At 59.0% G+C, this 15,111-nt stretch carries 13 protein-coding genes; 6 read left to right on the top strand and 7 right to left on the bottom strand.

What is annotated here, in order from left to right:
* Window positions 1-52: 52 nt before the first annotated feature.
* Window positions 53-934, top strand: a complete 882-nt coding sequence (gene rbsB, locus ETC27_RS10770; protein WP_136255005.1) for a ribose ABC transporter substrate-binding protein RbsB — start codon at window positions 53-55, stop codon at window positions 932-934.
* Between the two features lie 10 nt (window positions 935-944).
* Window positions 945-1,958 (top strand): LacI family DNA-binding transcriptional regulator, encoded by a 1,014-nt coding sequence (locus tag ETC27_RS10765; protein WP_136255004.1) that lies wholly within the window; start codon window positions 945-947, stop codon window positions 1,956-1,958.
* Here ETC27_RS10765 and ETC27_RS10760 read toward each other — a convergent pair whose 3' ends face one another.
* Together ETC27_RS10760 and ETC27_RS10755 are read right to left on the bottom strand one after the other, a co-directional pair.
* Entirely contained in the window at window positions 1,959-2,537 is a 579-nt protein-coding gene (locus ETC27_RS10760; protein ID WP_240724881.1) for a hypothetical protein, read from the bottom strand.
* Window positions 2,538-2,573: 36 nt separating this feature from the next.
* On the bottom strand, window positions 2,574-4,136 hold the full coding sequence (locus tag ETC27_RS10755) for a sigma-54-dependent transcriptional regulator (RefSeq protein ID WP_136255002.1): 1,563 nt from the start codon (window positions 4,134-4,136) through the stop codon (window positions 2,574-2,576).
* 458 nt (window positions 4,137-4,594) lie between these two features.
* Here ETC27_RS10755 and phhA point away from each other — a divergent pair, with 458 nt between their 5' ends.
* The 3 genes from phhA to ETC27_RS10740 all read left to right on the top strand — a co-directional run bounded on the left by phhA (window position 4,595) and on the right by ETC27_RS10740 (window position 7,048).
* Entirely contained in the window at window positions 4,595-5,419 is an 825-nt protein-coding gene (phhA, locus tag ETC27_RS10750; protein ID WP_136255001.1) for a phenylalanine 4-monooxygenase, read from the top strand.
* Window positions 5,420-5,520: 101 nt separating this feature from the next.
* Entirely contained in the window at window positions 5,521-5,859 is a 339-nt protein-coding gene (locus tag ETC27_RS10745; RefSeq protein ID WP_136255000.1) for a 4a-hydroxytetrahydrobiopterin dehydratase, read from the top strand.
* Between the two features lies 1 nt (window position 5,860).
* Entirely contained in the window at window positions 5,861-7,048 is a 1,188-nt protein-coding gene (locus ETC27_RS10740) for an amino acid aminotransferase (RefSeq protein WP_136254999.1), read from the top strand.
* A gap of 193 nt (window positions 7,049-7,241) precedes the next feature.
* Here the strand turns inward: ETC27_RS10740 and ETC27_RS10735 are convergent, their stop codons facing one another.
* The 4 genes from ETC27_RS10735 to ETC27_RS10720 form a co-directional block, all read right to left on the bottom strand.
* Window positions 7,242-7,766: a hypothetical protein gene (locus ETC27_RS10735; RefSeq protein WP_136254998.1), complete on the bottom strand. Its 525-nt coding sequence runs from the start codon at window positions 7,764-7,766 to the stop codon at window positions 7,242-7,244.
* 517 nt (window positions 7,767-8,283) lie between these two features.
* Window positions 8,284-9,543, bottom strand: coding sequence for a D-amino acid dehydrogenase (locus tag ETC27_RS10730; protein ID WP_136254997.1), 1,260 nt, complete (start codon window positions 9,541-9,543; stop codon window positions 8,284-8,286).
* A gap of 218 nt (window positions 9,544-9,761) precedes the next feature.
* Entirely contained in the window at window positions 9,762-11,078 is a 1,317-nt protein-coding gene (locus ETC27_RS10725) for an MATE family efflux transporter (protein ID WP_136255189.1), read from the bottom strand.
* A gap of 106 nt (window positions 11,079-11,184) precedes the next feature.
* Window positions 11,185-12,930, bottom strand: coding sequence for a putative bifunctional diguanylate cyclase/phosphodiesterase (locus ETC27_RS10720; protein ID WP_136254996.1), 1,746 nt, complete (start codon window positions 12,928-12,930; stop codon window positions 11,185-11,187).
* A gap of 523 nt (window positions 12,931-13,453) precedes the next feature.
* On the opposite strand from ETC27_RS10720, the gene ETC27_RS10715 reads away from it, so the two are divergent.
* Window positions 13,454-14,248: a 2OG-Fe dioxygenase family protein gene (locus ETC27_RS10715; protein WP_136254995.1), complete on the top strand. Its 795-nt coding sequence runs from the start codon at window positions 13,454-13,456 to the stop codon at window positions 14,246-14,248.
* A 220-nt stretch (window positions 14,249-14,468) separates the two neighbouring features.
* On the opposite strand, the gene ETC27_RS10710 is transcribed toward ETC27_RS10715, so the two are convergent.
* The gene (locus ETC27_RS10710) at window positions 14,469-15,050 is read right to left on the bottom strand and encodes a YceI family protein (RefSeq protein ID WP_136254994.1); all 582 of its coding nucleotides are present in this window, start codon (window positions 15,048-15,050) and stop codon (window positions 14,469-14,471) included.
* Window positions 15,051-15,111: the final 61 nt, after the last annotated feature.

Raw genomic sequence — 15,111 nt, 5'->3', positions numbered from 1 at the left:
CGACCGCTATGCTTCACAACACGCTTCACAACAAGACCCAAGGAGCCAGACCATGAAGAAACTGCTACTCGCCTCCGCCGTCGCAGCCGGCATCGGCCTCAGCGGCCAGGCCATGGCCGATCGTATTGCCCTGGTGGTGTCCACGCTGAACAATCCCTTCTTCGTGACCATGCAGGAAGGGGCCGAAGAACGGGCCGAAGCACTTGGCCACGAGCTGATCGTGCTGGATTCCGGCAACGACGCGGCCCGAGAGCTCTCCAACGTCGAGGACGCCCTGTCCCGCGATATCGATGTGCTGCTGATGAACCCGACGGACTCGGACGCCGCGGTGTCCAGTGTGCGCTCTGCCAACGCGCGCAATGTGCCGGTGATCACCCTGGACCGCAGCGCCAACGGCGGTCGCGTGGCCTCGCACATCGCCTCGGATAACGTGGCCGGCGGTCAGCTGGCCGGCGGGTACATCGCCGACCGCCTGGGGGGGGAAGGTCAGGTTGTTCAACTCGAAGGTGTCCCAGGTGCCTCGGCCACGCGCGACCGTGGCGAAGGCTTCATGTCAGCGGTCGAAGAGGCCCCCGGCATTGAGCTTGTGGCCACCCAGCCGGCCAACTTTAACCGTACCGAAGGCCTCAACGTGATGGAGAACCTGCTTCAAGCACATCCGGACCTTGAAGCCGTGTTCGCCCAGAACGACGAAATGGCACTCGGTGCTCAGCGCGCGCTGCAGGCCAGTGGTGGTGACGATGTGATCCTGGTGGGCTTCGACGGTACCGATGCCGGCATTCAGGCAGTTGAAGAGGGCATCATGGACGCCACCATTGCCCAGCGTCCTGCGCTCATCGGGGCATTGGGCATTAACACCGCCGACGCCCTACTCAAGGGGGAAAGCGTCGAAGCCAATATTCCGGTTCCCCTCAAACTGATCACCAAGGAATAACACTCAGGACATGGTTCGTCTAAAGGACGTGGCACGCCAGGCGGGGGTGTCAATCACCACCGTCTCCCATGTCGTTAATCAAAGTCGTGCCGTTGCACCCGCCACCCGCGTGCGGGTGCAACGCGCCATCAAAGAACTTGGCTATCGCCCGGATACCATCGCACGCTCGCTCCAATCCAGGCGCAGCCGCACCATCGGCATGATCGTCACCAGCGCCGACAACCCCTTTTTCTCGGCTCTCATCCGCGGCGTCGAAGATCACTGCTTCGACTGCGGTTACAGCCTGATGCTGTGCAACGCCGACGACATCGACAACAAGCAGGTAGCCTACCTCGATTCGCTCCAGGAGCGCCGCATCGATGGCCTGATCGTGATGACCTCACGCAATGGCCCCAACTTTGTGAAGGCACTGAACCGTCAGGCCCTGCCCACTGTCATGCTGGACGCAGCGACGACCCCACGACCGGATATCGCCGTCGTCAACGACGACTCTCGCCTGGGCGCTAGAATTGCCATCGACCATCTGCTGGCGCAAGGCCTAGAGGATATCGCCCTACTCACCGGCCCCGCGGACCACCCACGCTCGAAGGAGCGCCTGGCCGGTGCATTGGACGCCTTGACCAACCAGGGCCTTGCACCGCCGGCAAGACGCATCATTGCGACCAACTTGCAGGCCCAGGGCGGGCATGCCGCCATGCATGATGTGCTCGCCACAGGGAAAGCACCCCAGGCCGTATTTGCCTTCAACGACCTGGTGGCCATCGGCGCCATGCGCGCCGCCATCGAACAGGGCCTCAGCCTACCGCGGGATCTATCCGTCATCGGCTATGACGATATCGACATTGGCCGCTACACAAGCCCGGCGCTAACCACGATCCACCAGCCCATCTACGAACTCGGCGCGACTGCTATCGCGCAGCTCATCGACCGCCTTGAGCATGACCGACCTTTCGACCCAGTGACGGCGCTGCCGCCAAGACTGGTGGAACGAGAATCGGTCAGGCAAACCACTGCGCCCTGCTGACTAGTCGCCCGCCCGATGCCGGCGCCAGCGCGAGATGGCGAGCACGAGGACATGCACCGGGACATAGATGACCAGCGGCCAGGCAAGCATCAGAGCCCCGAGATAGAACAACGGCGCCACGCTCTCCTGAGGCTGCCCGAAGGGCCCCTGTACCCAATTAATGTTGTGCTCGGGGGCCGTGACCCAATAACTCAGCGGCACCACCAGCCAGGTCAGGCCGACCTGCCAGAGAATCGCCCGGCGGTCATAGCCCAGGCGCCAGACGCCATAGGCGGCCACACAGGGCAACCACAGATGAAAAAGCGAGAGCCCCCTAACAGCGGCCGGATAAGCGGAGTCGAACATGTACTCGGTGCCGCCGATCGGATGAACCCCGCTGAGCACCGCAACGGCGACATCCAGTGTCCAGAGGAATCCGACCAATGCCACTGCAAGCAACTGCATCGACACCAGCCGGCGACTTTCCATGAGAACTCCAAGCCACAGCAGCAGATTGGCCAAATCACACAGCCACAGGAAGTTATCCGGCCCCAGTAGCAGCCAGTAAGTCGGTGCCCAGACGAGGATCCAAGCGGTCAAGCCAAGCTTCAGGGCAAGGGGTAGCCGGTACGCCATTCACTCACCCTCATCACCGATGCCGTAGCGCTTGAGCTTGTTGGCAATGGTGGTATGCGACACACCCAACCGGCGCGCCAACTGGCGGCTCGAGGGATGCTTGGGATACAGGGCGGCGAGTACGCGCTTTTCGACATCGCCCATGATCTCGCCAAGCGACCCGTCCAAGTCGACACCGGCGAGTCCCGGCGCCTGCCCCACCTCAGGCAAACGCAAATGCGCCGGCAAGATGGTTCCGCCTTCGCATAATGAAACGGCCTGGAAGAGCACGTTCTCGAGCTGGCGCACATTGCCCGGCCAGTGATAACTCGACAGCCTCGCCAACGCCGCCGGGGAAAGTTGCGGCATCGGACAGCCGATCTGGCGTGCGGCGCGGTCGAGAAAGTGAGCCGCCAGCTCCTCGATACCATCGAGGCAGTCGCGCAGCGGAGGCACCTGGACTGAAAGCACGTTGAGGCGATGGTAAAGATCCTGCCGGAATAGTCCCTCAGCGCAGAGAGCCGGCAGGTCCTGCTGGGTGGCACATATCACCCGCACATCGAGGAAGGTCTCTTCATCGCTCCCCACTCGGCGAAAGCCGCCGTCCTGCAGGAAGCGAAGCAGCTTTACCTGCAAACGCGGGCTCATCTCGCCGACTTCATCGAGAAAGATGGTGCCGCCTGCGGTCAGCTCCAGCAGTCCCAGCTTGCCCTCCGGCCGAGCGCCCTCGAAAGCGCCTGCGGCGTAGCCGAATAGCTCGGTCTCGGCCATCGACTCGGGAAGCCCGGCACAGTTGAGCGCCATGAAGGGCGCCTGGCCACGGTGGCTGGCCAGGTGACATGCGCGTGCCAGTAACTCCTTGCCGGTACCGGTCTCCCCCTCGATCAGCAGCGGCGCATCCAGCGGCGCCATGCGCCGGGCCTCGCGGATCAGTGTCGCCAGCCGCGGGCTCGATTGGAAAATCGCCTCGAAGCCACGAAGTTCCTGGCGCTGGACCTGATAGATACGCTCACCGATGCGGTCGGCGCGATGCAGCGTCACTACGGCGCCGGCAAGCGAGGCCACGTCATCGTGATTCTCGCGGTGCAATGGCGCAATGTCGGCCAGGTAAGTGGCTCCCTTGAGCTTGAGCCGCAGGCCATTGACGCGGGCGTTGTTGCGCCGGATCAGGTCAGGCAGATCATGGTCCGGCAGATAGCGATCAAGCGACAGACCCGGTACTTCGTCGACCCGTACGCCAAGCATCTGGCCAGCGGCCCGGTTAGCGGCGACCACTCGTCCTTCCATATCAATCGACATCACCGGCTCAGAAAGCGATGACAGCAACGCATCCAGCTCCAGGTGGCGACGCTCGCTGGGCATCAAGCTGACGCGTTTGACGCCAAAGACGCCGGGGATGGTCTCAAGCGTCGGCTTGAGTGACGTCAATTGAGCATTAAGAAGCTGTGGCAGATGCAGATAGATGGTGTTGCCGTGATCGCCTCCCACTTCGCCGTGAGCCACATTGACGCCAAAATCGGCGAAGTGAGCGACGATGTCCCGGAGGATGCCGATCCGGTTCTGACAATGAAATTTCAGACGCATGACGGCCTCTGGATCAACAAGCCGTGGTCCAAGGCTTGATTGAAAAACGTATTGATAAAAGACCAGATAATTGACGTTACGGTAACGCTTCTCGACGAAGCGCCTTGGCCAACCTGCCGCCAACAATCACAGGGACGTACTTTTATGAAGCGTAAGGCGCAAAAGAACGCGTGCATATCACGTGGACGTCAAGGCCGCGTGACTCGACTGTCAAGTTAACGTGACGCCAGGAAAGCCTCAAGGTCATTCACCAGCCAACGCGGCGATTTCCTGATACCGCAAACGGACAATCGTCAATTTTTCGTGACACTTAGCTCTTCATCGGATGGGCCTTGCGAGAGTGGGATAGCTTTCTTCCGTCGACGGCTCTCATAGACTGAGGTCAGGTTTGAAAAGAACGCGCCCCACTGCCGGCCGCGACGACCAATAACAAGAGCACGCCAACCGGAGACTGCTGTATGGCCACGCAGACCAAGCCCATCGCCGCCAAGCCAAGCAAGTATCAGGCACGCATGCCAGATGCTAACGGCGTTATCACCTACAGCGATCAAGAACACGCCACCTGGCAAACCCTGATGCAACGCCAGCTGCCGATCCTCGAGAACCGCGTATGCCAGGAATACATCGACGGCATGGAGCGCTTGGCTCTGCCCGAGACGCACATTCCACAGCTCGCCGAAGTCGACCGGGTACTCGAGGCCACTACCGGCTGGCAAACCGCCCAGGTGCCAGCGCTTATCCCCTTCGATACCTTTTTTGAGTTGCTGGCCCACCGTCGTTTCCCGGTCGCCACGTTCATTCGCACCCCGGAAGAACTCGACTACTTGCAGGAGCCGGATATCTTTCACGAGATCTTCGGTCATTGCCCAATGCTGACTAACCAAGCCTTCGCCGATTTTACCGCGACCTATGGCAAGCTTGGCCTGGCGGCAAGCCCCAAAGAAAGAGTCTACCTGGCGAGGCTCTACTGGATGACGGTAGAGTTCGGGTTGGTCAACACCCCACAGGGGCGCCGTATCTATGGAGGCGGCATCATCTCGTCTCCCAAGGAGACCCTCCACGCGCTGTCCGATACGCCCGAGCATCACGATTTCGATGCGCTTGAGGCACTACGCACGCCCTATCGCATCGACATCCTGCAGCCGCTCTATTACGTTCTTGACGATCTCGAGACCCTGCACGACCTTTCCCAGCAGGACATCATGGCACTGGTGCATCGCGCCATGGCGCTGGGCCTGCATGAACCCAAGTTTCCACCCAAGCCCAAAGCCGTCGGAGCCTGATCATTGCCAGCCTGGTCATTGTTAAATCGACCGGCCGATTCGAAGGCAACCTGACACGTCCGACCACCCATTATCATCACCCAACCCTTGAGGATTACCCCATGAGCGATCTTTCCGAACAGCAGTGTGAAGCCTGCAGCTGGGATGCTCCCCAGGTAACGCAGAGCGAGATCGAGACACTTGGCCAGCAGATTCCCGAGTGGCAGATTATCGAGCGCGATGGCATCATGCAGCTGGAACGTGTCTTCAAGTTCCGTAATTTCAAGCAGGCCCTCGCCTTTACCAACCGGGTCGGAGATATTGCCGAAGAAGCCGGTCATCATCCCGCGCTTCTCACCGAGTGGGGCAAGGTCACCGTGACCTGGTGGTCACATGAAATGAAGGGCCTACACAAGAACGATTTCATCCTAGCCGCCAGAACCGACGAGGTTGCAGCCTAAAATGTTCGAGCAGATTCAGCGGGTGCCCGGGGACGCGATCCTCGGGTTGATCGAAGCCTTCAAGAATGACACCAACCCCCAGAAGGTTGACCTTGGGGTTGGTGTCTACCGGGATGCCGCGGGCACGACACCGGTGATGCGGGCCGTCAAGGAGGCCGAGGCCCTGCTGCTGAAGAATGAGACCACCAAGAGCTATATTGGCTCTCACGGCGATCCGCGCTACGGCAAGGTAATTCTGCCCATGTTGCTGGGCGAGGAATCACCGGTGCTGGCGGCTAACCGCGCCAGTGCCACCCAGTCTCCAGGCGGCACTGGTGCATTGCGCCTGGCCGCAGACTTCGTTCGCACTCAACTGCCCGGTCGCGGCATTTGGGTCAGCGACCCTACTTGGCCGAACCACCTGGGTATCTTCCAGGCCGCCGGGTTGAAGCTTGGCAAATATCCCTATGTCGATGCCGACAATCGCCTCGACTTCCCGGGGATGCTGGCAGCGCTAAAAGAGATTCCAACAGGCGACGTGGTCGTGCTGCACGCTTGCTGTCACAACCCAAGCGGCTTCGATCTCTCCCGCGAGCAGTGGCAGCAAGTGCTGGAAGTGGTTCAGGAGCGTGAACTGCTGCCGCTGATCGATTTCGCCTACCAGGGCTTCGGTGAGGGCCTGACAGAAGACGCCTATGGGGCGCGCCTAATGGCCGAGAGCCTGGATGAGGTGTTGATCACCAGCTCCTGTTCCAAGAACTTCGGTATCTACCGCGAGCGCACCGGTGCTCTGGTGGTGATCGCCAAGAACCAGGAAAACATGGAGAACGTGCGCTCTCAGGTTGCCGTCGTAGCACGTGAGAACTATTCCAACCCGCCGGCCCACGGTGGCGCCATCGTCACCGAGATCCTCGAATCAGCTGAGCTTGCCGCGATGTGGCGCGAAGAACTGACCGAGATGCGTGATCGCATCAACGGCCTGCGCCGCGACTTCGTCGATGCCCTTAAACCACATGGCTTGGCGGACAAGTTCGCCTGCATTGGGGAGCAGCGTGGCATGTTCTCCTACACGGGCCTCAGCCCGGAGCAGGTCGACCGGCTGCGCGACGAGTTCGGCATCTACATGGTGCGCTCGGGTCGGGCCAACGTGGCAGGTTTTTCAGATGAGAACCTACCCTACTTGGCCAAGGCCTTTGCCGCGGTCAACTAAGGGGGTAACGCCTCCACGAATGGATGGACCCTGCATGACGTCGCCCGGCATTCGCCGGGCGTCTTGCGTTACGGGCATCACTCCGCCGTGAACTCCCCTTTTCCTGCGGACATACGAAATGGGGCGAGAGCCATCATGCGCTCTCGCCCCGGGTCTCTTCAGCGCCGACCCACTATCGAGACGACGTCCTGACTTACTGAGTCGTCACACTCCCAGTGGTGTCGGTTTGCGTGGAAACACCGGTCTGGCCGGCGGTATCGCCACCCAGGCTATCGCTCACTTCGCCAGCGGCACTGCCGGTGGCACCGGCCGACGTATCGAGGGCATCACCCGCTGTGTCGGTTGCCGATTCCACGCTCGTCGCAGCTTTGTCTGTTCCGCGCTGATACGCTTGTTCGGCTTTGTCAGAGGCACCTTCGAGCTCGCTGGCCGCTTGATCGCTAGTAGTGCCGGTGCGGCTTCCGGCATCGGGCTGAGAATTCATGCTGGCATTGCCACTCATTGAGGCATTCTCACCAGCCTCTCCACCCTGGACAGAAACACCAGCGTCGGTCTCTGCATTGGTTGAAAGGCCGACTGAACTGCTATCGGCAGTACCCGAAGATACGCCGGCCTCTGCTGAGGTATCAGTCTGCGCATTAAGATCGGCCATCGCGACGTTGGCGCTCAGGCCAGCGATGGCAAAGGCAATGCTCATGCTGAGTGTCTTCAGTTTCATAGATCCTCCTGGTTTGATGCACCGCGTCGGCTGCAGACCTTGGTTGTGGCATAGAGACCGGGCCTCTGCACGGGTCGCCGAGGCCCGTCCTTGGGCCGGCCACGTCCTTGAGCAAGCGAGGTGTCTATTCATCCTGCTCCTGGGCGACTCGACTACCTGTCGTATGTCGCCTGACGCCGGCCTATCCCAAGCCACTTAGCCATCCTTCACAAGGCATGTCCCTGCCTCAGGCGACCTCACTTGCTGGGCCGCGCCGTCATGGCGAGACCACGTAATAGGTATTGCGAGCAGCGTGCCAAATTCAAGGAAAAATCATCAATATCAACTAGATGAAGAAGGTCAATGTCTATTTCAAACCCTTACCCGACTGAAAACCAGGCATGATCTGTTGCATGTCACCAACGCACCTGAGGCACATATAAAAAAGCATTCATTATCAGATAGTTACACTGTCCCCAAACAAAGACACCCCGACTGCCGATAGCAGAAGGTGGGGCGTAAGCGAGTAGACAGTTCTTCAGCGCGCGTAGCGAGACACGTCCAGGTCCTTCGGATCGATCTCAGGCCGGCGGCCCCCGATCAGGTCGGCCAGCAAGTGGGCGCTGCCGCAGCTCATGGTCCAGCCCAAGGTGCCATGGCCGGTATTGAGCCACAGGTTGTCATACTTGGTGGCGCCAATAATGGGTGTGGAATCTGGCGTCATCGGGCGAAGGCCGGTCCAGAATTCTGCCCGCTTGACGTCGCCGCCCTCCGGGAACACATCCTTCACCACCATGCTGATGGTGGCACGACGCTTCTCCAGCAGGCTCATGTCGTAGGAGGCAAGCTCCGCCGTTCCACCGACCCGGATGCGATCGTCGAAACGCGAGATCGCCACCTTGTAGCTCTCGTCCATCACCGTGGACTGAGGCGCTCCGCCATCGTCGCTGACGGGTACCGTCAGGCTGTAGCCCTTGACCGGGTAGATCGGCAGGCGAATGTCCAGGTCCTTGACCAGGAACTTGGAGAAGCTGCCCATGCAGACCACATAGGCATCGGCATTGATCTCGCCTGCGCTTGTGACCACCGACTCGATGCGTCCCGCGCTACGCTTAAGGCGTTCGATGGTCACCCCGAAGCGGAAGGTCACGCCGAGGCGCTCGCGGCAGTAGTCGGCCAGGCGGTTGGTGAAGAGATGGCAGTCTCCGGTCTGGTCGTCGGGCAGGTGCAGCCCGCCCACGAACTTGCCCGGTACTCGGGCGAGCGCCGGCTCGACCCCTTTGATCTCCTCGGCATCAAGAAGCCTATGGCGCACCCCGCACTGCTCGAGAACCTGCATGTCCTTGCCGACCGCCTCTACCTGGCTGTCGTGGCGGAACAGCTGCAATAATCCCTTCTGACGATCCTCGTAGCGAATGCCAGTATCCTCGCGCAGCGCGTTGATGCAGCCGCGACTGTACTCGGCGATACGGACCATGCGTTCCTTGTTGATGGCATAACGCTCGGGCGTGCAATTGTTGAACATCTGCATCATGAAGCGCGCCATGGTGGGATCGGGCTTGGGCTGGACCTTGAGCGGCGCATGCTCCTGGAACATCCACTTCATGGCCTTCTGAGGAATGCCGGGAGCCGCCCATGGCGAGGAAAAGCCGAACGAGACCTGACCCGCGTTACCGTAACTGGTCTCCATGGCCGGAGACGCCTGGCGGTCGATGACCGTGACGTCATGGCCCTGACGCGCCAGGTAATACGCACTGGTCACACCCACTACACCGCTGCCGAGAACGACGACCTTCATTGCCTCTCCCCTTCTTGTTGCTGTATCTGGAATCTTTCGCCCATGCCCGTGCTTGGCGGTGAACGAATAACCACCAGGAACGCCAATGGAAAGGCATAAGTATAAGGGAAGGAGTAAAGAAGATATTCTGAATAAGGCTTAACATGAAGCTATATAAGCCAAATTATAGCCATATAGCCAAACTATTAACCTGAAAAAAGCATCTGGATGCGTCGTTTTTACTTCACCTCAGACAGCGGGCGCCGATATCGATACAACCACCAGGCGAGCGTGCCGGCCAGGACATTACCAAGCGCAGCCCCGATGGCCAGCCCCGTCATCCCCGACCACTGACTGCCCAACCACAGGCAAGGCAGATAACAGACGAACAGGCGAACGCCCGACATCAGCATCGCGCCAAACGGCCAGCCCAACGCATTGCCGGCCGACACGACCACCATGCACAGTCCCAGCAGGGCATAGCTCGGCAGCAGGAAGCGAATCAACAGCGCCAGTTCATCGCGGACCTCGGGGCTGCCCGACAGCAAGAGCGCAAGCCAGGGAGCCGCCAGGGCCAGCACGATGCCTAGCGTCAGCTGCCAGCCGAGGACGACCCTCGCCGCCAACCGCATCAGGCGGCGAATGGTCTCCCCATCGCCGGCACCATGACAGCGCCCCAACCAGGGTGGCAGCGACATGGTCAGTGCTAATACCAGCATCAGCGCTACCGTTTCCAGGCGACTCGCAAGCCCCCAAGCCGCGACGCTGGTTTCACCGAGAGTGGCAACGATACGTGTAGAAAGCATCGCGGCTAAGGGTGGCATTAGCTGGCTGACCATCGCCGGCGCGGCAATACTGGCGAAGCCTGGTGCCGAGCGATGCGCTTCTGCCAATAAACCCGACGAAGACAGCCAGTCATGATGGGCGAGCCGTCCAACCAGCATGGCCAAACCGCAGGCAAAGGCAAGCACGGTGGCCCAGGCCGCACCAGGCAGACCCAGACCTTTCCAGTCACCAACACCGAAGATCAGCAGCGGGTCGAGTGCCAGGTTGATCAAACTGGTCACCACCATCAGCTTGCCCGGCAAGCGAGTATCGCCATGAGCCCGAAAAAGGCTATAGCCAAAATACAACACTGCCCCCAGCCAGGCCGATAGCAGCTGTGGCCCCCAATAGGCGCGAATCAAAGGCAGACTAGTGGTCTCGGCGCCAAGCAAGGAAAACAAGCGGCTCTGAAAGACCCACAACAAGAGCACGAGCAGTGCAATCACACTGCCCGCGACCACCATCACCAAGCTCCCCAGGCGCCTGGCTCGAGCGCGTTCACCCGCGCCCAGCACACGCGAAAGCTGGGCGGCGATAGCGATTCCCAGGCCCACTTGAACGCCGATGACCAGAAAAGACAGCGGAAAGGTAAACGTCTGCGCCGCCAGCGGTGCTGTGCCCAGCCGGGCGATGAAGGCACTGTCCACCAACTGGAAGCCCAACAAGGCCATCACGCCGATGGCCATCGGCCAGGTCTGACGCCATAGACGGCACCCCAGCGACGCGTTCATTGCATCCGATTCGGGCACATTGCCTCCAGACGACTGTGCAAAGAGGCAATATTGTACGCGCCCTGGCATCGCCACGCAGGCCCGGCTGATGGTGAACGCTAGGGGATCAGTCTTGAGGGAGTTGCCCGCGTACCGCCTGCAGCGATCGCTGCAGGCGCCCGATATCGCCAGCACTCATCGGTTTGAAGTAGTAATAGCCTTGCACCATATCGCAACCGAACTCACGAACCAGCTCGAGCTGTTCTTCGGTTTCGACGCCCTCGGCGATGACCTCAAGCCCCAATTGATGGCCGATAAAGACCATGGCCGCCATGATAGCGCGATCACTGGGCTCCTCTGGGGCATCACGGACGAAACTGCGATCGATCTTCAACGCCGTAATCGGAAATTGCTTGAGATAACTCAGGGATGAATAGCCGGTACCGAAATCATCGATACTGATTTTCATGCCTCGGTGATAAAGCCGACGCAACGTGCTGAGTACACGCTGATCGGCGTTGATCAACACATTTTCGGTGAGTTCGATACCGATCTCTCGCGTCGTTAGGCCAAACTGCTCCATGCAAGTCTCGAGGTAAGCGAAGACATCATGCTGAATCACTTGCTTGCCGGATAGGTTGATATCAATTCGGCAGTCGCCTAACCCTTCTTTCCGCCACTCCGCCTGCTGACGGCAGGCCTCATGGATGACCCAATCGCCAATGCGATAGATCAGGTTCGAGCGCTCGGCCAAAGGGATAAACTCAGAGGGTGGCACACTGCCGCCCTCGCTGGGGAACCAGCGTATTAAAGCCTCGAGATTCTCTACTCGACCACTGTTGGCTGCCACCTGAGGCTGATAGTGCAATCTCAGCTCACCTTCACGCAGCGCTCTCTGCAACCGCTCGACCGTACGGTATTCATGAACCAGCTCATCATGCAGGCGCTTATCGAAAAACCAGTGGGCTTGACCAGTGGCCACCTTGGCCCGGTTCTTGGCTACATCGGCATGCTGGATCAGCTCTTGTGCACTGCGGCCATTGTTCGGATAAAGACTAATGCCGAGCTTCAAGCCGACATGCAACTCTCCTAGGCCTATATCGAATGGCTCATCGAAGGCGGCGAGCACCTTCTTGACCAACGGCAGTGCGTTGTGGTCAGACTCCAGATGCGGGAAGGCCATCACGAATTCATCGCCCCCAAACCGCGACAACAGATCTGAGCTTCGCTGACAGCCCCGCAGCCGATGCGCGACTTCTACCAGCAGACGGTCACCACGTTCGTATCCCTCAGCATCATTGATTTCGCCAAAGCCCCTAATATCGGCGAACACCACGGCAACGACTTCTCCCAACCGCCCGGCTTGTTCCAGACACTCATCCAGTTGAGCGGCGAACGTCGAGCGATTGGGAAGCATCGTGAGCGAGTCGAACCGAGTGATGAAGTCCAGATCTCGACGCGCCTGCTTTTGGTCAGATAAATCCACGTCGACACAAAACATCAATGGTGCATCGGTATGCTCGCCAAGCATCACGTGATGGGAAAACACCGAAACAGATTCTCCCCCCTTTCGCTTGAGCTCTATTTCCCCGGCCGGAATCTCAATGCCTTCTTGCATCCAGGCACGATGCGCCCCGATGACCCCGAAGCGCATCTCGGCAGGAATAATCAAGTCCTCAAGTAGCTGACCATACGCCTCATCAGCGGTATAGCCGTAGAGCTCGGTACTCGCCGAGTTCCAGTAGATGACTCGCCGGTCACGGTCGTAACCCTGTACGGCTACCTTGGGGAGGCTTTCCAGCAGGGCTTGGAAGCGCTGCTCGCTTTCAGAATAGTGGCGCTGAACTTTCTCAAGGTTGCCAGCACCCGACATGGCTGCCACTTGATCCAGATTAAGACGCCTCAAACAAACGTAAAGTACCGCACAAAGCAGTAAGGTACTGCCAATCTGGACGGCATCTGGGGCGTTCAAGGCAACGCTGAGCAAGGTGATCAACCCGGCCAGACCAGAAAAAATGACCGTCTTGGCGTGACGCCGGGTGTCTAGTCGCTTTAGTGCTTTCGATATAATCCGAAAACCAAAAGGCAAAGGGGTGTCTCCCAGTTCATCATCGGACGCCACACAACTCTGCTCGAAGCAAGCCCACAGCAGAGTGCGGCAAAAATACAGCCGTTCTACATACGGCACTCCTTCCTGGTGCATTCCATGCTGAAGGATTAAAGGTACCACGACACATAGCTTAGTCTATTTATCAGAAGCTAGTTATTTCGAAGATCGATAATTTCCTCCATTTGATTGGCTTTCCTGACCAAGTATCTCAACTCTTGAGGGGTTGCTTTTGTAGCAACCTTTGTGTGCCGCCAATTTCGGCGGCGCTATCCAAGAGGATGAGATCATGAAAAATGAAAGCCTTAAGCACGGTTACGACCTCTCTACCGTCGCCCAGCCAGCCACCCCCTCCTACTGGGAACCCCGCGTCATTCAGGAACTCTCTCGCCAAGGCTGGAGTCTGTCCGATGTCTCGCACAAGATTAATCTGGAGGCTTGGAAAAGCTATCTGCCATCGCTGCCCAGAGACCCCTACGTCAACCGTCGCTGGAAGCGAATGTCATGGTTGAACATCAATGAGAACGATCAAGTGGAAGTGATGGGCGACTGCCCGATGGCGCAGGGCGGCGCCTTCAACGATGCGGAGAGCATGGCGGATAAACTGCGCTACTATCCAGCCCTCGAAGAGGCCTTCATGGCCCGCCAGGATGTCAAGACGTTCGTCAAATCCTGGGCCGAACTTTGGGGCATTGGTCAGCGGGAGCCGATCCTGATGCAGATCACCGGTAGCCGCGGCAAGGGAATGATCGACCCCCTGCAAGGCCAGGGCATCCATGCAGACGGCTGCAAGTTTCTGAGTATCCTGGTCATCAACCGCGACAACGTCGAGGGAGCCACCAACCGTCTGTTTGCCGACAAGACAGGCAAGCAGTCGTTGCTTGAGCACGTCACCGCTCCCGGCGAGGTCCTGCATATTCATGATGACCGACTCTTCCATAGCGTCGATGCCATGACTCAGCAGGACTCAAACCGTTCCTTTGAGCGTTTCATCATTATCATTAATAGTCGCTTCGTGGACGGCTTCCAGAACCGGATACTGCGCCGTCACTTCCCTGATGCGGTGCTCAACGACGTCTTTTAAGGCCCCTGGCCACGTCGTCAGAACATGACACCACAAGGAATGCAGGGATAAGCATGCACCAGAAAACGAAGAGCGAAAGGAACTCGCTCACCGGCCAACCTCGTTGGCCGGTTTCTGTTGTCTCTCAGGGACCCTCATTCTAAGAGCGTTATGCTCTTGCATAAAAAAACACCACCGGTAGCCCGATGGTGTTTTGATTGCCGCCCGTGACGGACTTGCCTTACTGGCGAATGCCTTCAAACGTCACGTAGAGTTCAAGCTCCTGCATTGACTCTGGCATGCTGCTCATGTCGATATCATAGTCGGCGAGCGTCAGGGTCGTTGTGCCCTCGAACCCTTGACGATAGTTACCCCAGGGATCTTCGCCACCGCCGACATGCTCGACGTCCATCTCGATCTCCTGTGTCTGGCCATGCAGGCTCAACTCGCCAGTCAACACGCCTTCACCCTCACCGGTGGATTCAAAACCGCTGGACGTAAAGGTTGCGGTCGGATATTCCCCGGCGTTCAGGAAGTCCTCACTCAGGATGTGCTTGTCACGCTCGGCGTGATTGGTGTTGAGGCTGTCGATATCGACTTCCATGGACACTGAAGATGCTGCCAGGTTTTCGGGATCGTAGCTGAACTCGCCGCTAAATTCCTCGAAGGAACCCAAGATGTAGGAGAATCCCAAGTGGCTGATCTTGAATTGAACGAAGGCATGCTGACCCTCGGTATCGATCACATAATCGGCAGCTTGCGCCTGACTCACAGGTACCAGGGCGGCAGCGGTTAGGGCGGCCAGTGTTGTCTTCTTCAACATTATATTCACTCCTTCTTGGGTTAACGCTCGATAAGGCGCCGCCTTGGCGACGTCAGACAAG

The sequence above is a fragment of the Onishia niordana genome (genome assembly GCF_004798965.1).
Lineage (GTDB): Bacteria > Pseudomonadota > Gammaproteobacteria > Pseudomonadales > Halomonadaceae > Onishia > Onishia niordana.
This window is presented reverse-complemented; position numbering and strand designations above follow the sequence as displayed.